Origin of the sequence: Geobacillus sp. 47C-IIb (assembly GCF_014679705.1) — a bacterium.
Classification (GTDB): domain Bacteria; phylum Bacillota; class Bacilli; order Bacillales; family Anoxybacillaceae; genus Geobacillus; species Geobacillus thermodenitrificans.
The window spans coordinates 1,751,097-1,775,686 of record NZ_CP061473.1; the positions used below are offsets into that span (position 1 = coordinate 1,751,097).

The 24,590-nt window shown below is 52.5% G+C and carries 24 protein-coding genes and 2 pseudogenes; 3 read left to right on the forward strand and 23 right to left on the reverse strand.

Annotated elements, in window-relative coordinates; translation table 11 throughout:
- Positions 1 to 20 precede the first annotated feature (20 nt).
- From IC804_RS08865 to IC804_RS08875, 3 genes are all read right to left on the reverse strand, one after another.
- Complete coding sequence (locus IC804_RS08865) at positions 21 to 749, reverse strand: CpsD/CapB family tyrosine-protein kinase (RefSeq protein ID WP_081157595.1); 729 nt, start codon at positions 747 to 749, stop codon at positions 21 to 23.
- On the reverse strand, positions 703 to 1,446 hold the full coding sequence (locus IC804_RS08870) for a YveK family protein (RefSeq protein WP_081157594.1): 744 nt from the start codon (positions 1,444 to 1,446) through the stop codon (positions 703 to 705). Before IC804_RS08870 ends, IC804_RS08865 begins: the two co-directional genes overlap by 47 nt.
- 140 nt (positions 1,447 to 1,586) lie before the next feature.
- The gene (locus IC804_RS08875; protein ID WP_081157593.1) at positions 1,587 to 1,973 is read right to left on the reverse strand and encodes a hypothetical protein; all 387 of its coding nucleotides are present in this window, start codon (positions 1,971 to 1,973) and stop codon (positions 1,587 to 1,589) included.
- A gap of 416 nt (positions 1,974 to 2,389) precedes the next feature.
- On the opposite strand from IC804_RS08875, the pseudogene IC804_RS18860 reads away from it, so the two are divergent.
- Positions 2,390 to 2,521 (forward strand): annotated as a pseudogene (locus IC804_RS18860) (transposase); the annotation flags it as partial.
- A 124-nt stretch (positions 2,522 to 2,645) separates the two neighbouring features.
- A complete protein-coding gene (locus tag IC804_RS08880; RefSeq protein WP_223812928.1) occupies positions 2,646 to 3,725 on the forward strand; it encodes an IS1182 family transposase in 1,080 nt (359 codons plus the stop codon).
- Here IC804_RS08880 and fabZ read toward each other — a convergent pair.
- The 6 genes from fabZ to spoIIID all read right to left on the reverse strand — a co-directional run bounded on the left by fabZ (position 3,691) and on the right by spoIIID (position 7,865).
- A complete protein-coding gene (gene fabZ, locus IC804_RS08885) occupies positions 3,691 to 4,128 on the reverse strand; it encodes a 3-hydroxyacyl-ACP dehydratase FabZ (protein ID WP_011888374.1) in 438 nt (145 codons plus the stop codon). The genes IC804_RS08880 and fabZ overlap by 35 nt on opposite strands.
- Before the next feature lie 61 nt (positions 4,129 to 4,189).
- Positions 4,190 to 4,549, reverse strand: a complete 360-nt coding sequence (locus tag IC804_RS08890; protein ID WP_081157418.1) for a DNA-directed RNA polymerase subunit beta — start codon at positions 4,547 to 4,549, stop codon at positions 4,190 to 4,192.
- Between the two features lie 12 nt (positions 4,550 to 4,561).
- Entirely contained in the window at positions 4,562 to 5,383 is an 822-nt protein-coding gene (locus tag IC804_RS08895; protein ID WP_081157419.1) for a flagellar hook-basal body protein, read from the reverse strand.
- 18 nt (positions 5,384 to 5,401) lie between these two features.
- Positions 5,402 to 6,232 (reverse strand): flagellar hook-basal body protein, encoded by an 831-nt coding sequence (locus IC804_RS08900; protein WP_081157429.1) that lies wholly within the window; start codon positions 6,230 to 6,232, stop codon positions 5,402 to 5,404.
- 262 nt (positions 6,233 to 6,494) lie between these two features.
- Positions 6,495 to 7,496, reverse strand: coding sequence for a rod shape-determining protein (locus IC804_RS08905; RefSeq protein ID WP_008880664.1), 1,002 nt, complete (start codon positions 7,494 to 7,496; stop codon positions 6,495 to 6,497).
- Positions 7,497 to 7,601: 105 nt separating this feature from the next.
- The gene (spoIIID, locus tag IC804_RS08910) at positions 7,602 to 7,865 is read right to left on the reverse strand and encodes a sporulation transcriptional regulator SpoIIID (RefSeq protein ID WP_008880665.1); all 264 of its coding nucleotides are present in this window, start codon (positions 7,863 to 7,865) and stop codon (positions 7,602 to 7,604) included.
- Between the two features lie 307 nt (positions 7,866 to 8,172).
- Here spoIIID and IC804_RS08915 point away from each other — a divergent pair, with 307 nt between their 5' ends.
- Positions 8,173 to 8,682, forward strand: coding sequence for a BsuPI-related putative proteinase inhibitor (locus IC804_RS08915; protein ID WP_081157420.1), 510 nt, complete (start codon positions 8,173 to 8,175; stop codon positions 8,680 to 8,682).
- Between the two features lie 369 nt (positions 8,683 to 9,051).
- Here IC804_RS08915 and IC804_RS08920 read toward each other — a convergent pair whose 3' ends face one another.
- The 14 genes and pseudogenes from IC804_RS08920 to nuoL form a co-directional block, all read right to left on the reverse strand.
- Positions 9,052 to 9,585, reverse strand: coding sequence for a chromate transporter (locus IC804_RS08920; RefSeq protein ID WP_011888379.1), 534 nt, complete (start codon positions 9,583 to 9,585; stop codon positions 9,052 to 9,054).
- The gene (locus tag IC804_RS08925; RefSeq protein ID WP_035499504.1) at positions 9,582 to 10,163 is read right to left on the reverse strand and encodes a chromate transporter; all 582 of its coding nucleotides are present in this window, start codon (positions 10,161 to 10,163) and stop codon (positions 9,582 to 9,584) included. Before IC804_RS08925 ends, IC804_RS08920 begins: the two co-directional genes overlap by 4 nt.
- A gap of 25 nt (positions 10,164 to 10,188) precedes the next feature.
- The gene (locus IC804_RS08930; RefSeq protein ID WP_081157421.1) at positions 10,189 to 11,793 is read right to left on the reverse strand and encodes a gamma-glutamyltransferase family protein; all 1,605 of its coding nucleotides are present in this window, start codon (positions 11,791 to 11,793) and stop codon (positions 10,189 to 10,191) included.
- A 12-nt stretch (positions 11,794 to 11,805) separates the two neighbouring features.
- The gene (locus IC804_RS08935; RefSeq protein ID WP_081157422.1) at positions 11,806 to 12,783 is read right to left on the reverse strand and encodes an ABC transporter ATP-binding protein; all 978 of its coding nucleotides are present in this window, start codon (positions 12,781 to 12,783) and stop codon (positions 11,806 to 11,808) included.
- A pseudogene (locus IC804_RS08940) lies at positions 12,755 to 13,576 on the reverse strand (ABC transporter ATP-binding protein); the annotation flags it as partial. The pseudogene IC804_RS08940 and the gene IC804_RS08935, both read right to left, overlap by 29 nt.
- A 222-nt stretch (positions 13,577 to 13,798) precedes the next feature.
- The gene (locus IC804_RS08945; RefSeq protein ID WP_011888387.1) at positions 13,799 to 14,248 is read right to left on the reverse strand and encodes an Lrp/AsnC family transcriptional regulator; all 450 of its coding nucleotides are present in this window, start codon (positions 14,246 to 14,248) and stop codon (positions 13,799 to 13,801) included.
- Between the two features lie 307 nt (positions 14,249 to 14,555).
- Complete coding sequence (locus tag IC804_RS08950) at positions 14,556 to 15,449, reverse strand: stage II sporulation protein SpoIIQ (protein ID WP_081157424.1); 894 nt, start codon at positions 15,447 to 15,449, stop codon at positions 14,556 to 14,558.
- A gap of 124 nt (positions 15,450 to 15,573) precedes the next feature.
- A complete protein-coding gene (gene spoIID / locus IC804_RS08955) occupies positions 15,574 to 16,602 on the reverse strand; it encodes a stage II sporulation protein D (protein WP_008880677.1) in 1,029 nt (342 codons plus the stop codon).
- Between the two features lie 295 nt (positions 16,603 to 16,897).
- Positions 16,898 to 18,202, reverse strand: coding sequence for a UDP-N-acetylglucosamine 1-carboxyvinyltransferase (murA, locus tag IC804_RS08960; RefSeq protein ID WP_011888388.1), 1,305 nt, complete (start codon positions 18,200 to 18,202; stop codon positions 16,898 to 16,900).
- 31 nt (positions 18,203 to 18,233) lie between these two features.
- A complete protein-coding gene (locus IC804_RS08965) occupies positions 18,234 to 18,989 on the reverse strand; it encodes a YwmB family TATA-box binding protein (protein WP_060476302.1) in 756 nt (251 codons plus the stop codon).
- 338 nt (positions 18,990 to 19,327) lie between these two features.
- Positions 19,328 to 19,567, reverse strand: a complete 240-nt coding sequence (locus tag IC804_RS08970) for a DUF1146 family protein (protein ID WP_011888389.1) — start codon at positions 19,565 to 19,567, stop codon at positions 19,328 to 19,330.
- 87 nt (positions 19,568 to 19,654) lie between these two features.
- Positions 19,655 to 21,148, reverse strand: a complete 1,494-nt coding sequence (gene nuoN / locus IC804_RS08975; protein ID WP_008880681.1) for an NADH-quinone oxidoreductase subunit NuoN — start codon at positions 21,146 to 21,148, stop codon at positions 19,655 to 19,657.
- 5 nt (positions 21,149 to 21,153) lie between these two features.
- A complete protein-coding gene (locus IC804_RS08980; protein WP_081157425.1) occupies positions 21,154 to 22,725 on the reverse strand; it encodes an NADH-quinone oxidoreductase subunit M in 1,572 nt (523 codons plus the stop codon).
- Positions 22,722 to 24,575, reverse strand: coding sequence for an NADH-quinone oxidoreductase subunit L (gene nuoL / locus IC804_RS08985; protein WP_060476305.1), 1,854 nt, complete (start codon positions 24,573 to 24,575; stop codon positions 22,722 to 22,724). Before nuoL ends, IC804_RS08980 begins: the two co-directional genes overlap by 4 nt.
- Positions 24,576 to 24,590: the final 15 nt, after the last annotated feature.

The following is a 24,590-nucleotide window of genomic DNA, read 5'->3' on the forward strand; positions in this document are numbered from 1 at the left end:
ATTGGGGAAGCCGTTTGTTGTTACTTATATTGATAGTAGTAGTAATAGCCGCCGTCACGGTGTTTCCGTTTGTTCAATACAACGCCAAGCAACTTGGCGTTCGCTGCTTCGAGCAGTTCTTTTGCCTTGATGGCCGCTTCGATTTCCGTGCCACCGCTTTCGATGACCAGCACCGTTCCATCACATTGGTTGGCTAAAATTTGCGCGTCTGTCACGGCCAAGACAGGCGGGGTATCGAAGATGACGAGGTCAAACGTCTCGTACAACTGTTCGAGACTCTGAGCCATCGCTTTCGAGCTGAGCAGCTCGGCTGGGTTGGGCGGGATCGGACCAGATGATAAGACGAATAAGTTGTCGATATGCGTCTCTTGACACGTCGGCAAGAGCGGCGCCGAACCCGTTAAAACGTTGGTGAGCCCCGTGTAGTTGTTGAGGCGGAACGTGTAATGAGCCGTTGGCTTACGCAAGTCGGCGTCAATGAGCAACGTCTTTTTCCCTTGTTGGGCGAAGACGACCGCCAAGTTGGCCGCAGTCGTTGACTTTCCCTCACCAGGACCGGTCGATGTCACAATCAAGGAGCGGAGTGGTGTATCAATGACCGAAAACTGAATATTTGTTCGGATCGTCCGATATTGTTCAGAGATCGACGATTTGGGGTTGTCAGCAGCGATCAGTCTCCGCTCCGCTTTGCGGATCTGTTTTTTACGAGCCAATGGTTTCACCTCTTGTTTGCGGAAGAGCCGATTCATGTTTCTTCTTTTGATCGCCCTCAGCAGTGATCAAACTGACGGCGCCGAGTACCGGCAGGCCGAGATGGCGTTCGACGTCCTCTTCCGTTTTGATCGTGTTGTCCAAATATTCAAGCAAGAAAGCAAGTCCCACGCCTGCCATAAGACCGACGACAAAGGCGATGGCCATATTGAGAAGCGGCTTCGGTTTCACTGGGGTTTGATGCTCTTTCACTTCTGCTTTGGAGAGAATGGTGACGTTGTCGATGTTCATAATGTTGACGATTTCATTTTTGAACACTTCGGCCGTTTTATTGGCGATTTTAGCCGCCATAGCAGGATCCGGATCTTGAACGGTAACAGCAAACACTTGCGAGTCTTTTTCGCTCGAGACTTGAATTTGTCCGTTCAGCTCGTCCAACGTCTGGTCAAGCTGCAACTCACCTTTCACTTTCTCCAAAATCGTCGGGCTTTTAATGATGACACTGTATGTGTTAATGAGCTGCACGTTCGTTTGGATTTCGCCAACGTTGTACATCTGCTGCTCAGATTTGGCTTGGTTGACGAGAATTTGGGTTGACGCTTGGTAAATTGGCGTCAATAGAAAATAACTGACCACACCGCTTACCACCGTCGCAAGCGCCGTGATCAAGACGATTAGCCAAAGCCGTTTGCGTAATGTCTCAAACAATTCGCGCAGGCTAATAGTTTCCTCCATTGTTTACCCCCTAATTCCCTTCTAAGTTGTGATCCATTTACACACATAAACCATTATATCGAAGATAGGCAAACATATCTAGAAGTAATTAGGTAATTTACACTAGAAAAAAAGGCCGCCTTATCGGCAGCCTTTTTGTGTTATTGATCTTTGTTATTGCGGTCGTTGACGTCTTGCGGGTCTTCAATTGGGTCTTCGCGGTCCGGAACGGCGTCGCGTTCGTCATCGCCCGGTCCGTTATTTGTGTCAACGCCTGGAGGCAATTGGTCATTTTGATTGTCGTTCAAATCGGCATCGCGGTTGTCCGGGATACCGTCATTGTCTCTGTCGTTGTCGACATTATCGTTTTGGTTGATGTCATCGGCTGGGTTCATGTCCATGTCATTGCGATCACCGTTATTGATATCATTCTGTTCGTTGTTTGGCGGTGGCGGATTGTCGTTGTCACGGTCCACATTGCATCCCGCCGCTAAAAAGAGGGCGACGACAGCGCTGAACAGTTTGAACAGCACCACTTTGTTTTTCATTGCACCTTCCCCTTTCTGCGTGTTGTTGTGACCTTATGTAAGACCGATCCTTGTTTATCTTTCCCAGAAAGGCACATTTCATGCATGCTGGCAATTGGGAGGGATTTTTCAGAGGGAGAAACGAAGAACACGCGCCCTTTACGGGGCGCGTGCAGCTTGTCGACAAAGTCGACAAGCTGTTTTATTATGAAGGTAAGACGAGGGAGAAATGGAGGAAAGGAACGATGCTTCGGCCACACCAAGAAGATGGGCGCTATACCGAAACCACGGTGAAACTGGATGATCTGGTTCCAGAGGATCACTTGGTAAGAAAGCTGGATGCGGCCATTGATTTTTCTTTTATCTATGATGTGGTGAAAGATCTCTACTCTCCTGATCATGGACGTCCGAGCATTGATCCAGTGATGTTGTTTAAAATGTATTTGATTCAGTATGTATTTGGGATTCGCTCCATGCGTGAAACCGTCGAACAAATCCGAACCAACGTCGCCTACCGTTGGTTTTTAGGACTTAGTCTTCATGATCCCGTTCCTCATCACTCGACGCCAAGTAAAAACTATGCGCGTCGTTTCGCTGGAACGGATGTATTCCATCAAATTTTTTCACGGATTTTAAAAGAAGCCTTTGAACACGGATTGGTAGATTCGAGTGTCTTGTACGTAGACTCCACTCATGTCAAAGCAAGCGCCAATAAAAAGAAGTTTACAACGGAAATGGCAGAAGTCGAAGCCAAAGCCTACCAACAGGAACTCGAAAAAGAAATCGAACGGGATCGGATCGCTCATGGAAAATCGCCGTTGCCATCTGAGAAAAAAAAAACGGGAAGTAAAAGTAAGCAAAACGGATCCGGAGAGCGGACTGTTGGTGAAAAATGAACGGGAGCGAGTGTTTGCCTATTCGTATCATACAGCTTGTGATCGCAACGGATGGATTCTACAGACCTACGTGACGGCAGCCAACGTCCATGACAGTCAAGCGTTTTTTGTGCTGTTCGAACGAGTGAAACGGGAAATCCAATCATGTCCGGAAGCCGTGTGTGTAGACGCAGGATATAAAACTCCTGCCATTGCCAAGTATTTACTCGAACAAGGGGTAAAGCCGATTTGGCCGTACACTCGCCCGAAAACAAAAGATGGATTCTTTCGGAAATCAGATTTTGTGTATGACGAATATTTTGATTGTTATCTATGCCCCAATGATCAAGTTCTATCTTACTCTACTACGAATCGGGAAGGGTACCGGGAATACAAATCGGACCCGGCGGTGTGCCGAAGCTGTCCGTATCTTCATCAGTGCACGCAAAGCAAGAGCTACACCAAAGTAGTCACTCGCCACGTATGGCAGGACTACTATGAAGAAGCAGAGCATTTGCGGTATGTTCCGGAATACCGGGAACTCTATGCCCTCCGAAAAGAGACGATTGAACGGGATTTCGCCGATATGAAAGAGAAGCATGGTCTGCGCTGGACGCATTACCGGGGATTGGAAAAAAATGAGGCGCAGGCGATGCTTGTTTGTGCTGCCATGAATTTAAAAAAACTGGCGAATTACCTATGGAAGGCGAAGCACCGCCCTTTCTTTTCCTTTGCATGGCTTCCCATCCTACCCACTTTTTTTGAAAACATAGTCTATTTATGGAACAAAATGGGTTTCAGACATTCGTCTGAAACCCATTTTGTCAACAGTCTGCACGCGCCCTTTACGGGGCGCGTGTTGGTTAGTTGGCTGGTTTATCGCCTAGGGCGAACATGAGCTCCGTTTCGCAGACAAGTTCGCCGTTGACGGTGGCGACGCCTTTGCCTTTACCGATGGAGCCACGAGCGCGGAGAATTTCGACTTCGAGGCGGAGTTGGTCGCCTGGTTGGACTTGCTTTTTAAAGCGGCAGTTGTCGATGCCGGCGAAAAAGGCGAGGCGGCCGCGGTTTTCTTCACTTTGCAGGAGGACGACGGCGCCAACTTGGGCGAGCGCCTCGACGATGAGAACACCGGGCATCACTGGGTATTCCGGGAAATGGCCGGCGAAAAACGATTCGTTGGCGCTCACGTTTTTGATGCCGACCGCACGTTTGCCTTCTTCGATTTCAAGAATACGGTCGACAAGCAAAAACGGATAGCGGTGCGGGATGATCGCTTGAATTTGTTGGATGTCGAGCATAGCGACACTCCTTTCCATTAGAGTCAAGAATGTTGATGTTCTGCGGCAAGCCGCTCAGTTTCTATGTTCCTTTTTCCACAACGTCAAGGATGTGTTGCCACGTTGACAGGCGGAACACGTCGAGCCATTCTCCATCGCCAAGGGCGCTGTAGCCGACGACCGCTCCCGTCGCGAGGCAAATGGCCATGAGAACGATGACGATCACGAGCCGAAGCCAGATCGAAATGAGCCGTGCGCGCACGAAGCGGCGTTTTCCCTCTGTCGGTTCGGCTTCGGATGGCGGTTCGTTCACTTCCGTTGGCTGTTCTTCATGCAAGGAAGCGGCTGCGTCGTCGAGTGCGCTTTTGGCGGAACGTTGTTGTTCTCGCTCCTTTCGCCGCGCGACGCGGGAGAGCGGTTCGTTTTTCGTTTCATTGCTCATGTCGATCTCTCCTTATGAGGAGCGCAAGTTGTTAATGAGCCCGAGCATTTGTTCAGAAATGGAAATGGCGCGGGCGTTCAGCTGATAGGCGCGGGTTGTCGCCATCAAACCGATCAGTTCTTCACCAAGGTCCACATTGGACTGTTCGAGCGCCCCTTGTTTCATCGCGATTTGGCTGCGCAAGTTGCCGTTCAGCTCCTGTGTGGCACCTGGGGCAGTGGGAAGCGTGAAGACATTGTCCCCCAATGCTTCAAGGAGCTGCGGGCGGCGGATGACAGTGACGCCTAGGTTGACGCGGGCGACAACCGCGCCGTTGGCATCGGTGGCCGTCAACGTCCCGGTCGGGGACAGTTGAAAGTCGGTCGCATGAGCCGGCAGCTCGATGGGCGCGTTCGTTTCATCAAGCACTGGGCGACCATCGCTTGTCACGAGAGCGAGCCGACCGCCTATGGGCGTCAATGAAAAGTTGCCAGCGCGAGTGTAACCGATCGTTGCGACGCCTTTGGCATCGGTGACTCGAACGCGAAACCATTGGTTGGCAGCGGTGAAAGCGAAATCGAGCGCACGACCGGTCTCGGTGAGCGGCCCTTGAGCGGTGACAAGCATCGTCGAAGCAAGGCCCGCCCCGTTGCCATAGCGCACGCCAGCTGGTGTTTGGCGGGGCGCTTCGTCATCCGGCAGGCGGTCGACTTGCTGGGTCAACAGCTCAGCAAAACTCGCTTCGCGCCGTTTAAATCCGGTGGTGTTGCTGTTGGCGATGTTATGGCTTAGTGTATCGAGCCGCTGTTGCAGCGCGTTCATCGTGTTGGCGGCGGTGTGCATCGAGCGGAGCATGAGCTTGTCCCCCTTTTATCATTTCAAGCGGCCGACTTCATTGACGGCCTTGTCTAAGCTGCGGTCGTACGCTTGGATGATTTTTTGGTTCGCTTCAAAGGCGCGGTAGGCGGCGAGCAAGTCGGTCATCGTCCGTTCGATGTCGACGTTGGATCGCTCGATGAAGCGCTGTTTGACCATATACGTCACATTGCCTGGCGCCTGCGGCAACGGACCTTCAGTGCTGCGGAATAAGCCGTTTCCTTCCTTCACTACCGTTTTCGGGTTGGCGGCGAATACGACGCCTAAGCGGGCGATCGTTCTGTTTTCCGCCGTAATCGTCCCGTCATCGCGAACGGTGAACGATTCGCTCGGGATAGCGATGCGTTCGCCGTCGTCATCTAGCACATACCAGCCGTCTTGCGTCGTTAAGTAGCCGTCCGGGCTCAGTGTGAAATGGCCGTTTCTCGTGTAGCGAGTCTCCCCTTGGTCGTTTTCGACAGCAAAAAAGAGCGTACCGCGCTCCCCAGTTGTCGGGTCGACCGGGACTTGTCCATCCACTAAGGCGACATCGGTGGAGAGCCCTGTTTCTTTGATATCCCCTTGTCGAAAGTTCGGGATGAGCTCTTGTGTATATACGCCTGTGTTGAGCAGCCCGATCGCGGTTTGCGTGGGGACGGCGCGCGGTGGAGCGGATGGAATCGACTCGTCCTCGAGCCGGTTCATCAACAGTTCCGGAAATGCTCTCATCGCTCCTGCGTCGGCTTTATACCCTGGCGTTTCGGCGTTTGCCAGATTGTTTGTGAGCCAATCGACCCGCCGTTGTTGCGCCAGCATGCCGCTCGCAGCTGTATACAGTCCCCTCAACATGACGATCACCTCGCTTGTCCCATCGTTGGCCATTGCCATAGAATCATGACCTGTCATGATGAACGATCCACCTTCATTCAGGCGATCGCATTTCCATTCCTCTCCGTGCTTAAAGGCACGATTTTTTCCAAAAACCGCTGCTGGCTCGAGGCAGCGGCGGTTTCTGTCTCTTCCTACATTATAGGCGGGCAGAAGCGGCCACCGCATCCCCCGCCTTTCCTTTTTTCACATAGACTTTTCGGTCGCCGCTGGCGGCAAACGGTCAAACGAACTGTGTTTTCGGCGCGCGGTCGATGTTCTCAAGCATCAGTCCGGTGCCAATGGCGACGCAGTCCATCGGATTTTCAGCGATAAACACCGGCAGCTTCAGCTCTTCGGCCAACAGCAGATCGATGCCATGAAGCAGCGCGCCGCCGCCCGTTAAAATGACACCACGGTCGATGATATCCGCCGACAGTTCTGGCGGTGTGCGCTCAAGCACGCTCTTAGCGGCTTGTACAATTAAAGACACCGGCTCGCGAAGCGCCCGTTCGATTTCTTCTGAACGAACGGTGATCGTGCGCGGCAACCCGGTGACGAGATCGCGGCCGCGGACGTCGATTTCTTCGGTCCGTGCGCCTGGGAATACCGTTGCGACTTTGATTTTAATTTCCTCGGCCGTTCGTTCCCCGATGAGCAGCTTATATTCGCGCTTAATGTAATTTAAAATCTCCATGTCGAACTTGTCCCCGGCCATCTTAATGGAAGAGGCGGTGACAATGTCCCCCATCGAGAGAACCGCGACATCGGTGGTGCCACCGCCAATATCGACGACCATGTTTCCGCACGGCTGGAAAATGTCCATTCCGGCGCCAATGGCTGCGACTTTTGGCTCTTCCTCTAAGTACACTTTTTTGCCGCCGCTTTTTTCCGCTGCCTCTTTGATCGCTTTTCGTTCCACAGATGTCGTGTTCGTCGGGCAACAAATTAAAATGCGCGGCTTGGCGAAAAAGCCTTTTAGGTCGAGCTTGCTTAAAAAGTGCTTCAGCATCGCTTCTGTAATATCAAAATCGGCAATGACGCCGTCTTTGAGCGGCCGAATGGCAACAATATTCCCAGGGGTACGTCCGACCATTCGTCGTGCTTCTTCGCCGACTGCCAGCACTTTGTTCGTGTTTTTATCGATCGCCACGACGGACGGCTCATTGAGCACAATGCCTTTGCCTTTGACGAAAATAAGGACGTTCGCCGTGCCTAGGTCAATGCCTATATCTCGTGAAAACATTACATTGCTCCTCCTTGCCTCTGCCCTGAAATCATTCCTAATTGGTTATTTTACCATATTTCATCGCCGGAATGATACTGTCAATGGCAGATGGCAAGGAAAATGTTAATTGTTTTTTACCGCTTGCTTTTTGTACTTTTTCTTCGTCGCTTCGCCGCCGCGCAAATGGCGGATCGATTTATGGTAATCGAGAATTTGTTTTACTTCTTGGGCCAGCTCCGGATTGATTTCCGGCAGCCGCTCAGTCAAGTCTTTATGCACAGTGCTTTTCGACACGCCAAACTCTTTCGCGATCACGCGAACGGTTTTCCTCGTCTCCACGATATACTTGCCAATCTTGATCGTACGCTCTTTGATGTAATCGTGCACACCACTCGCCCTCCCTAAGTTGGATGTGAGAAGTGAGAAGTGTGAAATGAGACTCGTCTTGCCAAAGATGAGCGCCGCTTTCGTTGGATGTCTCGGAAGCGTCTTCGTCGCGTCGCTTGCCAGTTGTGAACGATCCCCACCTCAACCACTCTCATTGCTGTTCAATTTGTAACATTTTATTAGACAAATCGGGCATATATACCAGAAATATCAAGGCGGACAACGGTTTTTTCACAATTTTTTGCGGTTTGTAACGAGAGAGAAACGGGAAACGACTATAATATAAAGAGACAAAAGGAGGGGCAATATGGGCAAAGGAAAAGTGATCGGCATTGCCGCAGTGCTAGCCGGGGTGGCAGCGACAAGCGCGTTGTTTATGTATACAAACGGCGAAGAGCACTCGCAGGCTAAGGATGATCTGCTTGGCCCTGCGCCGGCGGGCAAACCGGCTCAAGCAGGCGGAAAAGGGATCAGCGCCGGAACGTTGGCGCCGTCATTGACGTATCAAAAAGAAAACGGCGCCTACGTGTTTACATTTACGGTCCAAAACCAAACCGAACGCACGCAGACGGTAACGTTCACCAGCTCGAAAAAGTATGACTACATTTTGTATCGTGATGGGGAAAAGGTGAAGCAGTTTAGCGAAGGGAAGATGTTTGCGCAAATTTACGAAGAGCGGACGGTCAAGCAAGGCGAAGAGCTGTCCTTTCAGGAGACGTTCCGTGACTTAGCGCCGGGGACGTACACGCTTGAATGGTGGCTCGCCGACAAAAACTGGCCGAACGCTCGGGCGAAAGTGACGTTTACCGTGGAATAGACAACGTGCCATGGATGAATCGGCACGTTTTTTCTTTGCGTCGACACACAGCAGCCGTCCGATGGCACACGCTCAGTCGTTTTTCGTCTTTTTGAAAACAAGTGATTGAATCTCCATCATATAAGCAACAGGACAACCTTCTTTGTATGCATGCTCAATGATGTCGTTAGACGCTATGTTGTATCCTTCTTGAGGTCATCCTTGTCATCATACGGCTTCTCAAACTGAAAAACCATGTGAACGCGATGTCTCTCTTGATTCAAGGGCGATCGATGGAAGGAAATATGGCTGTTTTTCAGAGACGTCCCTGCTAAACAACAAAGAGGCTTCGCACACATGAAGCCTCTTTTCGTTATGGCGGTTCATGCTCTAGGACAAGAAGACAGCTCCGTACACAAGCGCCAAGGCGATGACGTACGCCGGGTGGACGCGCCATTTACCAAACAGCAAAAAGGCGCTGGCAGCGGCGAGAAACACCGTTTGGCCGAGTCCGGCCTCTTCGTACGATTCCCGGAAAAAGTCGATCGCCATGATCCCAAGCATGACGGCAATCGCCGGACGGATATAGGCGGTAAGCCGCTTCACTTGCGGAGCGTCTTTCCATTTGTACAACAGCCGCAAGAGTGCCAGCAACAAAATGAGCGACGGGGCGACGCTCGCAAACACGGCGACGGCGGCGCCAAGGATACCGGCTTGTTCGTAGCCGATATAGCCGGCCATTTTTGTCGCGATCGGACCGGGCAGGGAGTTGCCAATCGCCAGCACTTCACTGAATTCATTGACCGTCATCCATTGGTAGCGGTCGACCACTTCGTGCTCAACAAGCGGAATCGAGGCTGGGCCGCCGCCATAGCCGAGAATGCCGGGCCAAAAAAAGGCGAGAAACAAATGCCAGTAAATCATGGCGACACCTTCCTTTCACCGCGGTCGTTTCCGTTCGCCGCTTCCGTTTTTCCCCGCCTGACAAACGCTGCTACAAGCAAAATGGCGACCACCAGCGCCGGATGAAGCCCGAGCCGCCACAAGGCGAGAAAGCAAGCGACAAGAAGCAAGGCCGCCGGCCAGATGCCGAGGGCGGCGCACGCTTGCTTGGCGAACTGCCATGTCATCTCGGCAAGCATGACAGCGACAACGGGGACAACCGCTTTGGTCATCCCGGCGACCCATGGCGTGTCTTTCAACGATGACAGCACTGCTAGCAGCACGATCATCAGCCCAATCGTCGGGGCGGTCGTCGCGACGACGGCGTTGATGAGTCCAAGCGCACCGCCAACTCGATAGCCGATATAGCCGGCAAGCTTCGTCGCGATCGGACCAGGCAAGGCGTTAGCGATGGCTAAAATCTCGGCGAATTCTTCATCTGTCATCCAGCGGTATTTTGTCACCACTTCGGCGCGCACGAGTGGGATCGAGGACGGACCGCCTCCGTACCCGAGCATGCCGACGCGAAAAAACGCGAGAAACAAATGCCATTGATTCATCGTTGTCATTCCTTTATCGCTAGTTTCACCAAGCGGCGACCGCTCCATCCGTGCGCGGCTCCGTCCCAGCGGCAAGCACGCCGGTATCAGGATCGCGCCAAATGATTTGTCCGCGGCCGAACGGGCCGCCGTCCAACGCCACGCGGATGTCGTGTCCTTTGCGGGCGAGCGCTTCAGCGATATGACGTGGGAAGTGCGGCTCAACGAGCACTGTTTTCCCTTCCATCCACTGCCAACGAGGCGCATCGAGCGCTGCTTGTGGATTCAAAGCAAAATCGACCGTGTTCATGATCACTTGCATATGTCCTTGTGGCTGCATAAACCCGCCCATGACACCAAACGGGCCGATCGGTTTGCCTCCCTTTGTTAAAAATCCGGGGATGATCGTATGGTACGGCTTTTTCCGCGGTGCGAGCCCATTTGGATGGTTCTCATCAAAGACAAAGTTATGACCGCGGTTGTGCAAGGCAATCCCCGTGCCCGGCACAACGAGGCCAGAACCGAAGCCCATATAGTTGCTTTGGATGAACGATACCATATTGCCCTCGCCGTCAGCGGCAGCCAAATAGACCGTCCCGCCTTTTGGCGGCGTCCCCGGCTCCGGCGTAAGCGCTTCGGTGCCGATTTGCGCCCGGCGCATCGCAGCAAACGATTCAGATAACAGCTCGTCTACGCGATAGTTCATATAGCGACGGTCGGCGATATACGCTTTCCCGTCGGCAAAAGCGAGCTTCATCGCCTCAATTTGTCGGTGGTATGTCTCTACATCCGGAACATTCGGTACGTCAAACCCGTTCATGGTGTTTAACGCCATTAAGGCGACAAGTCCCTGGCCGTTCGGCGGGATTTCCCATACGTCGTAGCCGCGGTAAGAAATGGAAATCGGTTCGACCCATTCCGGTTCATACTCGGCAAGATCTTCAAGCGTCAAAAAGCCGTTGTATTGCTTCGAGAAGGCGACGATTTTTTCCGCCAACTCGCCGCGATAGAAGCTTTCCGCTTCGGTCTCCGCAATCGAACGAAGCGTCGCCGCATGATCGGGTGAAGCCCACACTTCACCGATGTTCGGGGCGCGACCGTCCGGCGCAAACGTCTCAAACCACGAGCCGAACTCCGGCCCATGGAGCGCTTCTTTGTACACCCGGTAGGCGTTCGCCCAGTACTTTCCGAGCACAGGCGATACCGGATAGCCGTTTTCGGCATAGGCGATGGCCGGTGCAAGCGTTTCGGCAAGCGACAGACGTCCAAAGCGCTTCGACAGCGCCGCCCACGCCGCCGGCGCTCCCGGGACCGTCACCGGGGCGAACCCGTATTTCGGCATTTCCGTATAGCCGCGCTCTTTTAACACGTCGAGCGAAATGGCAGCTGGCGCATAGCCGCTGGCGTTTAACCCGTACAACTTCCCGTTCGTCCAGACGAGCGCGAACGCATCGCCGCCGATGCCGTTAGACGTCGGCTCAACGACCGTCAGGCAAGCCGCGGTGGCAATCGCCGCATCGATGGCATTGCCGCCTTTTTTCAGCACTTCAAGCCCGGCCTGAGCAGCGAGCGGTTGCGATGTGGCAACAATACCGTTTTTGGCGAACACTGTCATCCGCTGTGATGTATATGGGTGGTATAAGTAGTCCATAGAAACTCCTCCTCACTTCACTTCATGACAAGCAACAAAATGACCTGGAGCTGCTTCTTTCCACTTCGGCCGTTCTTGTTTGCATCGTTCGGTCGCCACCGGGCAACGCGTATGAAACGGGCAGCCTTTCGGCGGATTGGCCGGATTCGGCAAGTCGCCTTCAAGGCGAATACGCTCCCGCTTGACGCCCGGCTTCAGCCTTGGAATGGCGGACAATAACGCTTTTGTATACGGATGCAGTGGATTGGTGTACAATTCCTGCGACAGCGCGAGTTCGACAGCATGACCTAAATACATGACGAGCACCCGGTTACAAAAATGGCGAACAACCCCTAAATCGTGGGAGATGAATAAATACGTCAACTCATGTTTTTCTTGAATGTCCTTTAATAGTTTAATGATTTGCGCTTGGACGGATACGTCCAGCGCGGAAACGGCCTCATCGCAAATGACAAGCGATGGATTGAGAGCAATCGCCCGGGCGATGCCAATCCGTTGCCGTTGCCCGCCGCTGAATTCGTGCGGATAGCGGTCGTAATGTTCCGGACGAAGCCCGACTTCTTGAAGTAACTGCAGCACGCGCTCCTCGCGCTCGGCCTTTGTCATGTTCGTATGAATGACAAACACCTCCTCAAGCGCGTGGCCAATGCGTTGACGAGGGTTCAGCGAGGCGTACGGGTCTTGGAATACCATCTGCATCTCTTTTTTCCATCGTTTGCGCTGCCGTTCCGGCAAACGGCTAATTTCCTCGCCTCGAAAAAAAATCGATCCGTCCGTTGCTTCTTCTAAACCAAGAATCGTCCGACCAAGGGTCGATTTTCCACAGCCCGACTCGCCGACAATGCCGATACTCTCCCCGGCAAACACGTCAAGGGAAACATTCTCCACTGCTTTTACATAGCCTTGGACGCGCTGCAACAATCCTCCCTTGATCGGGTAATACTTTTTCACGTTTTCCAACTTAAGAAGTGGCTGCTTTGACTCGCTCATCGTTGTGAACCCCCTCTTCTAACCAACAGCGGACGGAATGACTGACGCTGATCGTTTTCTCCGGCGGCGATGCAGTCCGGCATTGATCGGTCGCAAACGGACAGCGTGGGTGAAACCGACAACCGTCAATTTGTTCGTTTAGACTCGGTAGCGTGCCTGGAATCGGTTCAAGCGAATACTCTTCGTCATCCACGCTTGGCACGGATTGCAGCAGCCCTTTTGTATACGGGTGGCGTGGATTGGAAAAAATGCTTTCGACATCGCCTTCTTCCACTTTCTCCCCAGCGTACATGACCATCACCCGGTCGGCCATTTCGGCGACAACCCCCATGTCATGGGTGATTAAAATAACGGCCATGTTCAATTTTTGTTTTAGATCGTTTATCAAGTCGAGAATTTGCGCCTGAATCGTCACGTCAAGAGCCGTTGTCGGCTCGTCGGCAATGAGCAAACTCGGATGGCAGGCGAGTGCCATAGCAATCATGACGCGTTGTCTCATTCCGCCGCTTAACTCATGCGGATATTGTTTCATCCGCTTTTCCGGAAACGGAATGCCGACTTGCTTGAGCAGCTCAATGCCCCGCTCGTGGGCCTCCTGTTTCGACAATTTTTGATGGAGCATGAGCGGTTCGCGAAGCTGATAACCGATCGTAAAGACCGGGTTAAGCGCCGTCATCGGCTCTTGAAAAATCATCGAAATTTCGTTTCCACGAATGCGACGCAACTCCTCTTTCGACAGTTTCGTTAAGTCGCGGCCAGCAAACTCAATCGAACCGCTCTCTATCGCACCGTTTTTTCTGTTGTTTGTATAAAAGAGAATTTTATATACATTTGTTAAGAAAAATTGAATGATTATTTAACAAAGTTAATTTCTATTTCGTTTTTTATGATTATATAGGAATTTGAACCATTTTTCTACACAATTGTCTAAAAAAAATGAATTTTTTATTTAAATAAAAAAACACCCTTAAAAAGGTGTTTTTGTGACGCTTCGCCGTTCCGCTTCAGTCAATCTCTACAATTTCAACCCCGTCCGACTTTTGAAACGACGCAGCAAAATATGGCTTTCCACTCTCGTAATACCTTCTAGTGCATATAACTCGTTGTTGATGAATTTCTCGAGGGCGTTGAAGTCTTCGACAAGTACGTGCATATGCAGCGTGCTCGGACCGGTCATTTGATAGCAACTCGCCACATTCGGATTCTCCGCCAGCTTTTGCGCGACTTCGACTAAATACGCCGGCTCGCAGTCAACTTCGAAAAACGCTGACACTTGTTTGCCGAACTTCTCCGAATTAATGACAACAGTGAATTTTTCGATAATTCCACGTTTGACGAGCTGGTTCACCCGTTCGCGGACAGCAACACGGGAGAGATTCAGTTTTTTCCCAATATCGACATACGACATGCGGCCATCTTCAATCAACATTTCAAGAATTTTGCGGTCGATATCGTCTAGTTTCACGATAAAGTCACCCCGACTCACACCTGTTTTCTATCATTATATCGGTTCAAACGGCGCGTTGGAAACCACTTTCTTTTTTATCTCCCGCTTCTACCTATGCTTACACTTAGCGGTGGGAGACTCTTAGGAACATCCGCCTCAAGGCAGGCTGGCAATCCCCCTTCCCCATCGGTTGGTGAAGGACTTACGTTCACGTGTGGAAGCGGAAGTCTTCTCCGGTTCGGGATGAGAAAACGGAAAAAGACCCGCTGTTCGCTTTGGCAAACAGACGGGCCTTTCTTTGTCATTCGTTCCCTCCATGAAATCGTTACGCTCTTGCCATACCGATCGAAGCGTCTGGCATTTTGTTGGAAGATGTGTCATTATTTTGATCTTGTTTGTTGTCGTTTGGCGTCGTTGTGTCGTCGTCAGCCGGCGTTTGTTCTGATTCATTTGCCGGATTGTCTTGAGTCGGCGCTGTTTCGTCGCTTGGCGTCGTTTCTTTCTCCTCGCTTACGTTGGTGTTATTGGTTCCGGCGTTGTCCTCCGATTTGTCGGTCAATGCGGTCAACGGTTTGTCGAAATAGTCGATCGGGTTCACCGGTTTTCCGTCTTTGCGAATTTCAAAGTGGACGTGGATGCCGGCTTCTTTATTAAATTCGCTTTGCCCTGCCTTACCGATCACTTCGCCTTGTTTCACCGTATCGCCTGCTTCTACTTTCACATCAGCAAGCGATTGATAGACGGTCGTGACCCCTTGTTCATGGTTGATTTCCACAACGTAGCCTAAAATCGGGTCTTTTTCCGCTTTCGTCACCGTGCCGCTTAACGAAGCGGTGACGTCAAATGTTTTACCGTCTTGGCGCACAAGGTCGATGCCTTGGTTCGGATGGTACGTATGATCATAAAAGACGAGGGCTGCTTCCTGCTCTTGTTCTGATGCGTTTTCGTCATAGAACGGAGTTTTCACTTGTACTGCGTTCGGATCAACCACAGGCATTGCAATGTTTTCGACCGTTTCATTGACCGGAATGGCCGGGTCTTCTTGCTGGGCGGTTCCGTTTTTTGCTACGTTGTTTTCGTCTGTGCTCTCTTGCTTGCCCGCTTGGAACCAAAGTGCACCGGCGACAATCAACGCCGCGCAAGATAGATAAATAGCCGGAAATACCCAACGTTTGCGGAAGAAACGCTTCAGCGACGGTTGTCTTTGTTCCTCTCTCATGTTCATCACCTCAGCAACCATTTTGAACAGAAAGAGGAAAAGATATACACGCCGCAAACAATTTTTTGTTTATTTTTTGACATTCGGCCTCGTTTTATGCAAAAAAATCGGAGCAGACGCTCCGTTATTTTTTCGCGGTCAACTTATTCAAAAAGGCGGTCGCTGAGGAGATGCGGACGCCGCGGTAATAATGTTTGACGATATCGGCGTATGTTTTTCCTTCTTTCGCCATGAAGTTGGCTCCATACTGGCTCATGCCGACGCCATGGCCGTAACCTTTTGTCGTGATGATGATTTCATCGCCTTTGCGTGCCCATGTAAAGTCAGTGGATGGCAGGCCGAGCCGTTCACGCACCTCGCGACCAGTGAATGTCTTGCCACCAATTTTCACCTCACCAACGCGGCGGCCAGGTGTACGCGAGACAATGACGCCGACCGAACCGTCAGAGGACAGCGTCACGCCAAGGCGCCGTTCAAATTCCGAGACCGCCATCGTTTTTCGTTGGTAAAACTTCGGCGATTGTTCGTCCCATGGGCTGGCGACGCTTTTTAAATACGGAAAATCGTTTTGCCAGTATGCCTCTGAATTTTCGGTATAACCGTTGCTTGTTGAAAAAAAGAGCGCTTCGATCGGTTCGTTGTTATACGTTAAAATTTGTCCGCGCGTATCGAGAACCGCTTTCGTTATTTTTTTGATTTTCCAGTCATAGTCGCTTCCCCATAACTTCCGCAATTCAGCATCGCTGTAATACACTTGGTGCGTCACCGTGTCCGTCACGTTCGCGCCTTCCGGTAGACGAAACGGCTGATTGGCGAGCAACTGCTTGACGATGTATGTTCTTGCCGTCAACGCTTGTGCCTTTAACGCCTCGAGTTCAAATTCAGCCGGCATTTCCGCCGCCACCACGCCAATGACATATTGCTCGAGGGGAATTTTTTCTACGCGTTGCTCTCTGCTTCGGTAGACGGCCACGTCAACGGACGGCCCTTCGGCTGCCTGTGAACGTTGGATTTGTTCTTGCTTGTGCAGTTGTTCCGTCAATTTTGCCACCTTCCCGTCGTAAAATGGTAGAACGAGCGCCGCCGGAATGACGAGGATGGCGACAAACAGGCATAGTGCGAGTACGATGACTGGTTTCAGTCTTTTTACCATAGCCGAGCCCCCAATATGCATTTTTCAAGCACAAGCGGACATCATGAATCAATGCCTGCATTGGCTTCGGTTCGTTACTATAGTTATGGGCTCGGACAAGTATATATGACAGTTTTCTTTCGCGTTTCGTCTTATCTTTAAAGGAGCTCGCCTCCCTACAAGTTGAAAGCGGGGGTCTTCATTCTCTCTTCGACAAAGCAGGGGGGACGTTCGCTAGTAAGCGGGGAAGGTGCGGACAGAAAGAATAAAAACGACCATTCCCTACCCAAGGTAGTTCACGGTCGTTTTTTCGCCATTATCCGTTCCATTCGATTGCTTCGACTTGGTCGAGTTGTTTCGTTTCTTCGCGGACGCGTTCAATGTCGGCCCCAAGCGCAGCCAACTTTTCATGGAAGCGGACATAACCGCGGTCGAGATGACGCAGCTCGGTTACGCGCGTATAGCCATCGGCTGCGAGACCAGCCAAAATTAAAGCAGCAGCGGCGCGCAAATCGGTAGCCGCCACTTCAGCGCCTTGCAGTTGACACGGGCCGTTAATAATGACAGAGCGTCCTTCAATTTTAATATCCGCGTTCATCCGGCGGAATTCTTCCACATGCATAAAGCGGTTTTCGAATACCGTCTCGGTGATCATGCTTGTGCCTTCCGCTTTTAACAAGAGAGCCATCATTTGCGACTGCATGTCGGTTGGAAACCCAGGATATGGCATCGTCTTAATATCGACTGCTTTCAACGTTTCCGGCCCGATGACACGCACGCCGGTTTCCTCTTCGATAACCGTTACGCCCATTTCTTCCAACTTCGCAATGAGTGAGCTTAAATGTTCGGGAACGGCTCCTTGCACGAGGACATTGCCACCAGTGATGGCGGCTGCGACCATAAACGTGCCAGCTTCGATGCGGTCCGGGATGACCGTATGCGCCGTACCGACAAGCTCGTCGACCCCTTCGATGCGGATCGTTCCGGTGCCGGCACCGCGTATTTTGGCACCCATCGCATTCAAAAAGTTCGCCAAATCAACGATTTCCGGCTCTTTGGCACAGTTCTCAATCACGGTCGTGCCTTCGGCGAGCACGGCCGCCATCATAATATTTTCTGTCGCTCCGACGCTCGGGAAGTCCAAATACACTTTCGCGCCGCGGAGACGACCATTGATTTCTGCATCAATAAAGCCGTTGCCGACTTTCACGGAGGCCCCCATCGCTTCAAAGCCTTTTAAATGTTGATCAATCGGGCGCGAACCAATGGCACAACCACCTGGCAACGCAACGCGGGCCCGACCATTGCGAGCCAACAGCGGTCCCATCACGAGCACGGAAGCACGCATTTTCCGAACATACTCAAACGGCGCTTCCACCGTTAACGGACCGGTGGCATCGACCATTACAGCATTGCCGGCGATGCGCACATCAGCGCCTAAATAGCGGAGCACTTCGCTGATCGTATATACATCGGAAAGAGCAGGCACATCATGAATCGTACTTGTTCCTTTACTGGCTAATAAGGTGGCAGCGATGACGGGCAAAACGGCATTTTTTGCGCCTTCCACTTTGACGGTGCCGCTCAACCGGTTTCCGCCACGGACGATGATCTTTTCCAAGATATTCCCCTCCGCGTCCAATTTCTCTATATTAATATTCAATGGTAATGATTGGGGTTCCAACAACGACACGCGTCTTGCCGCCCAATCTTTCTCTCAAAGCAATTTGTACATTGATGTCTTGGTGATTGGCCGCCGGGAGAACGTTCTTCCACTGCCCAGTATATGCAGACAGGGAGACGAATGACTCTTCCCGCAGCCACTCAACAGGCGTCGCTTGAAAGTCTCGTAGCAATTGGGAAGCCTGTTCGAGTAAACCACCTTTCATATTATCACTGAATTCGCCTTCAATACAAGCATAAAATGTGGGGTTGTTCACAAATAATCCATTCGTCTTTGTTTGAATGTGTTGTGCTGCTTCTTTCCACCTAGTTTGGCTCCATGTTGGGCCTGTTGCTTCATAGAGGATATACGTTTGCGGTGTCCCATTTGCGACGGTCATTACCAGCTGAATTTGTTCTTGGAAGAAGGGGGATTCGTTTGTGCCGATCGCTTTTTTCCCATGGCTCGTTTTTTCAAACGACCAATGAAACGAACGATACGTTTGTTTCAGCTCGTCCATTTTTTTGAAAAAGTCCGCATCATTTTGAATATCGTGGGCATACTCTCTTGTGTAAATGATCCATCGACCAAGCGAAGCACCGTGTTTCGTTAATGTGTGCGCCATCGTTTCCATCGGTACCGACCATTCGTCTCCCCGCACGCCTTCCGTCCGATACTGCCACGCGGCTAAAAACAAGCTCGTGAGCACGAGCGCCATTAACCATTTCATCCGTTTTTTTCTCATCTTCGTTCCCTTCCTCTCCTTACTTGTTATTGTTGCCACCAGACAAGGGAACATACGTCAAAAAAATCGACAACGGACCATCTTTGAAATCGTTTTCTTACATAAAAAAAGAGCGAGCAGGCAAAGCTGCTCACTAAGGCAGAAGGCGCCACGGCTAGGTGTACGGTGGACACGAAAAAGCGAACGAGGGCGCATCGACGCTCGAAATGCGTCGATCACTTGCATATGTTTCGGATCGCCAGCGGGGCAGCGAACGGGACAAAACCATTGCCAGCCAAGAGGTGAGGCAGCACGATGAAGCATACCCCTGCTTCCGTGCTCGTTCGCCCCCATTTTCCTCAATCGCGGAACAAATACGGCAAATCGGTCGACCACGCCAAATAGTCAAGGAAAAAATTCGCGACGGTCGAGCCGATGGCGATCGTGAGCAAAATGTATAAAAGCCGCCCTTGGACGACCCGGTTCGGTTTCAGCAACACATCAATCCGCACTGCCTGCAGCGTCCACCATGTCACGGCGATAAACGCCAAATGGACGATAATCGAAATTAACGCTTGTTGGCCGATAACAGGCATCATCATCCATTCACCCCCTTGCTTTCGAGGAGATGGACTCCCATTCGAAATAAAAAAGAGGAGAGGTGTTCCCCTCCCCTTATTGTACCGTTACGGCAAAAAATCGCCAAAATGTCCGAACTGGGCAAGCACATCGTACGCAAGATCTGGCACCCAACCGATCGCCAGTGTCCCGAGCGCGCAAAGAACTACGGCAGTTGACAACCCGGCCGGCAAACGACGCAACGGCGCGAGAGAAGCCGGACGGAAAAAGAGCTGGACGAGCAAGTTGAAATAGTAGACGTACGAGACGACAGTCGTTACCGCCATCACCGTAGCGAGCACGTAATGACCCGGTTCGGTGACGACAAGGCCGATGAACAAATAGAGCTTGGCAATGAATCCGGCCGTCCCCGGAATGCCGGCGAGCGAGAGCAAAAACAGCCCGAGCGCCGCGGCCAAAAGCGGACGGTGTCGGTATAAGCCAGCGAGCCCAGCTAAATCATCAGAGCCGGTTTCGTTAACGATATGCGCCACGATGGCAAATGCCCCGATATTCATAAACACATAAGCAAGCAAGTAAATCCAAAGCGAATCGATCATCGCCCACGACATCGCGGCAAACCCGGCGAGCAAATAACCGGCATGGGCGATACTCGAGTAGGCAAGCAACCGTTTTAAGCTCCGCTGCCGGAGCGCCACAACGTTGCCGATAATCATCGTCAGCCCCGCCAACACGGTGATCACTGGCTGCATCGATAACAAGAGCGACGATGGATCCCGGCCTTCCGCCGGCGCAGCGGCAAAGATCGTCACAAACAGGCGAAGAAGAAGAACAAAACCAGCCGTTTTCGACACGACGCTGAAAAACGCCGTCGCCGGAACGGGTGCCCCTTCGTACACGTCCGGCGCCCACATATGGAACGGGACGGTCGCTAACTTAAACGAAACGCCAATCAGTAAAAGAAGGAAGGCCAAAGCAAGCATATACGGCTCGTTCGTCTCTTGCAGCTCACGTGCGATATCACCGAGATTCGTCGTCCCGGTCAAGCCGAACACATAACTCATGCCAAACAGCATGATGGCGGTGGCGATGCCGCCGTTAATGACGTATTTCAGCGCGGCCTCATTCGACGCTGTTGCGGTTTTGCGCAAGCCGGCCAAAACATACGACGATACCGTCAAAAGTTCAATGCTGACGAACAAGGTAAGCAAATCGCCGCTTGACGCTGTCATCATCGCTCCAAGCAAAGCAAACAGCATCATATAGGCAAATTCCCCGCGGTAATGACTCCCCTCTTTCGGCTCCCACTCGGCAACAAGAAGAAGCGCGAGGGCCCCGCCGGCTAATAGGATGAGCTTGAACGCTTTCGCAAAGCCATCGAGCCGGAACGTATCGTGCAAAATCGAAACCGGATCAGCCGGAATCATGGCCGCCGTCGCAATGAGCGCGAGCACCGCTCCAGCGGCAGCGCCCCAAGCGAGCGGACGGCGGCTTCGTTCCTTCGGCATGACCAAATCAATCAATAGCAGCACGAGCGCTGCCGCGAGGACGATCCATTCGGGTGTCATCATGCTCCAATTTGCTTGCCACACATCGTTCATGTCGATCAACCCCCTAACCCGTTCATCATCGTCTCCAGCACGGTGGCAAGCGGCTCAGCCAATAGCTGCGGGTACACGCCGACCGCCACGATCAAGGCGACGAGGACGAACGCCGGTACGGCTTCTTTTGCTTGCAAATCGATGACACGTGGCTCACTTACACTCGCCGCAGACTCTTTCGACCCACGCAGGCCCAACGTCGATTCATATCGCTCGCGGGTGTGGCCAAACGTGATATCAAGAATGGCCCGCAGCGAATAAACGGCGGCGAAAATCAACCCGAGTGCCCCAGCCGCCGCAAGGGCCGGCTTTGTTTCAAAAAGTCCAAGAAAAGCAGTCAATTCGCCGACAAATCCGGCGAGCCCCGGCAACCCGAGCAAGGCAAGCGCCGCCGTTAACAAATACCCGGAAAAAATCGGCATTGCTTTTGCTAGCCCGCCAAGGCGGTGAATATCGGTCGTTCCGATCCGGTTGGCGAGAACACCGACGAGTAAAAACGACAAGGCGGCAATGAGCCCGTGGGCAACCGATTGAAACACTGCTCCTTGAATGCCGGCCTCATTGAGCGCACCAAGGCCGACAAGCACGACCCCCATGTGTGATACGCTCGAATAAGCAAGCACATGTTTTAACTCGCGCTGCCGAAGCGCCAACAACGCACCGTATAGGATGTTGATGACCCCCAACACGGCAATGGCACCGGCGAAGGCGCGAAACTCGTCCGGAAACAGGCCGATCCCGAAACGAATCATCCCGTATGTTGCAATTTTCAGCAATACCCCGGCGTGAAGCATAACAACCGGTGGTGGTGCTTCGACGTGAACGCGGACGAGCCAACGGTGAAGCGGAACAGCTGGTAGCTTGACGGCAAACGCCAACAGCAACCCACCAAGCAGCCAATACCGCGCTTCTGCTGTCAATGGGGCGATCAGCTGCCCTTCGGCGACCGGATTATGTAACGTTTCATGAAGCAAGGCGAAATTCGCCGTTCCGGTGCGAGCGACAAGCACTGCGATCACGACAAGCAACAGCGCCGAGCCAAGTCCGTTGTACAGCAAGTAACCGTATGCTGCCCGTTCTCGTTCGAAGCCACCCCATTTGCCGACGAGCAAAAACATAGCGACAAGCGTCACCTCTAAGAAGAGGAAAAACCAGATGAAATTGGCGGCGACAAACACGCCAAGCATGCCGATCTCCAACGCGAGCAGCCACATAAAATACCCTTTTTTCTCCACTTTGATAAGCAAAGAAGCGACAGCGGCCAATGTCCCGAGCACGGCGGTCAAGACGATAAAGAGAAGCGACAGTCCATCGATGCCGAGCTCATAGCGGATCACATACGCCGCGTCCGTGAAAAACGGGAGGTTGGCAAGTCGCACCCAATCGTACGATTCATCGAGCTGCTCGAGGCGAAAACCGCTCCCCGACCGAATGAAAGCAAACAACGCCAGCAATAACGGTGGCACGGTGGCAGCCGTCCCGAGCCATTGAATCGTTTTCGTATCCGTTCGGCGGACAAACGCCAGCAAAATGATACCTAACAATGGCGAAAAGACGAGCAGCGACAAAAAGCTCATAGCCAGTACCCCCCTGTCAACGCGAAGATGACGACCAAAATGGCCAAGCCAGCCACCGTCACCGCCCCGTACGTCTGCGCTTGCCCGTTTTGCCCGCGCGATCCGGCGGAAGCAGCGGCACTGACCGTGCCGGTGACAAGCCGAACGATCCCTTCCACAAGGTAACGGTCGACATATGCCAACAGGCGGCTAATGAATGACACAAGCGCCACAACGGTCCACCGGTAAAAGTCATCAACGTAATAGTGACGGCGCAACAATTCGTACCCGTGCGGTGCACGCGCGGATAACCAGTCGCGCGGCACAGTCCGCTTCCCGTACATCAGCCAGGCAAGGAGAATCCCCGCAAGCGACACAATCGTCGCCACAACAGCGATCCATCCCGGCGCTGCTTCATGATGGTACGCCCCATCGGTCAGCCACTCACCGAGAAACGATCCAAACCAAGGGGTTTGAATGTATCCCGAAGCGACTGATAATACGCCGAGAACGACCATTGGTCCGACCATCGACATCGGCGCTTCATGAGCATCTCCATCATGGCGCGCCTCACCAGTAAAGACGAGGAAAAAGAGCCGGAACATATAAAATGATGTCAACAGCGCCGCCGCTACCGCCAGCCAAAAGAGCTCAACCGATCCGTTCAACCAAGCGGCCGCTAAAATTTCATCCTTGCTGAAAAAGCCGGCAAACAGCGGCACTCCACTAATCGATAGCGCCCCGACAAGAAAGAGCGGTGCAGTCCACGGCAGCCGGCGCCAAAGCCCGCCCATTTCTTCAATGTTTTGCGTATGGACGGCGTGAATGACGCTGCCGGCGGCCAAAAAGAGCAACGCTTTGAAAAAGGCGTGCGTCGTCAAATGGAAGATGGCGGCGACATAACTGCCCGAGCCGAGCGCAAGCATCATATAGCCGAGCTGACTAATCGTCGAGTAAGCGAGGACACGTTTAATGTCCGTCTGCACCAAACCGATCGTCGCCGCAAAAATCGCTGTCACCCCACCGATGACCGCCACGGTCATCATGGCAGCCTCGCTTGCCTCATAGAGCGGGAACAACGCCGCCACAAGGTACACCCCGGCCGCCACCATCGTCGCGGCGTGGATGAGCGCCGACACGGGCGTCGGCCCTTCCATCGCATCCGGGAGCCACGTATGAAGCGGGAACTGCCCAGACTTGCCGATGGCGCCGATGAAAATGAGGATAGCCGTCAGTGTCGTCATGCCCGGCGACAGCGTGCCGTCGCCGACGGCGCGGAAAATGTCGTCGTAGTCAAAGCTTTTCGTCTGCCAAAACAACAGCAACATACCGATAAAAAAGCCGACGTCACCGATGCGCGTCATAATAAACGCTTTTTTCGCGGCCGCTTTTGCTTCTTCTTTGTAGAAATAAAAGCCGATCAGCAAAAACGACCCGAGCCCGACGAGCTCCCAAAAGATGTATGCCTGTAGCAAGTTCGGCGACAGCACAAGTCCAAGCATGGCAAACGTAAACAAGCCTAAATACGCATAAAACGTCGAAAACCGCTCATCCCCGGCCATATAGCCTTGCGAATAAATATGGACGAGCCAGCTGACAAAAGCGACGACAACGAGCATCCATGCGTTTAACGCTGTAACGGAAAACCCGGCCGTCAACGTCACGTCACCGATCTGCATCCATGTCCAGTTCGCTTCATATGTCGTTCCGCCGAGGCGTCCGGCCAGTACGCCGAGCGCCGCAAGCAACGACAGAAGCGTGGCAACAATGCCAACATAGGCGCTCGCTTTCTTCCATTTCCGTCCGAACAACAGCAACAAAGCAAATGAACAAAGCGGGAACAGCGGTACAACCCAAGCTAGGTTCATCATCTTTCCCCATCCCCT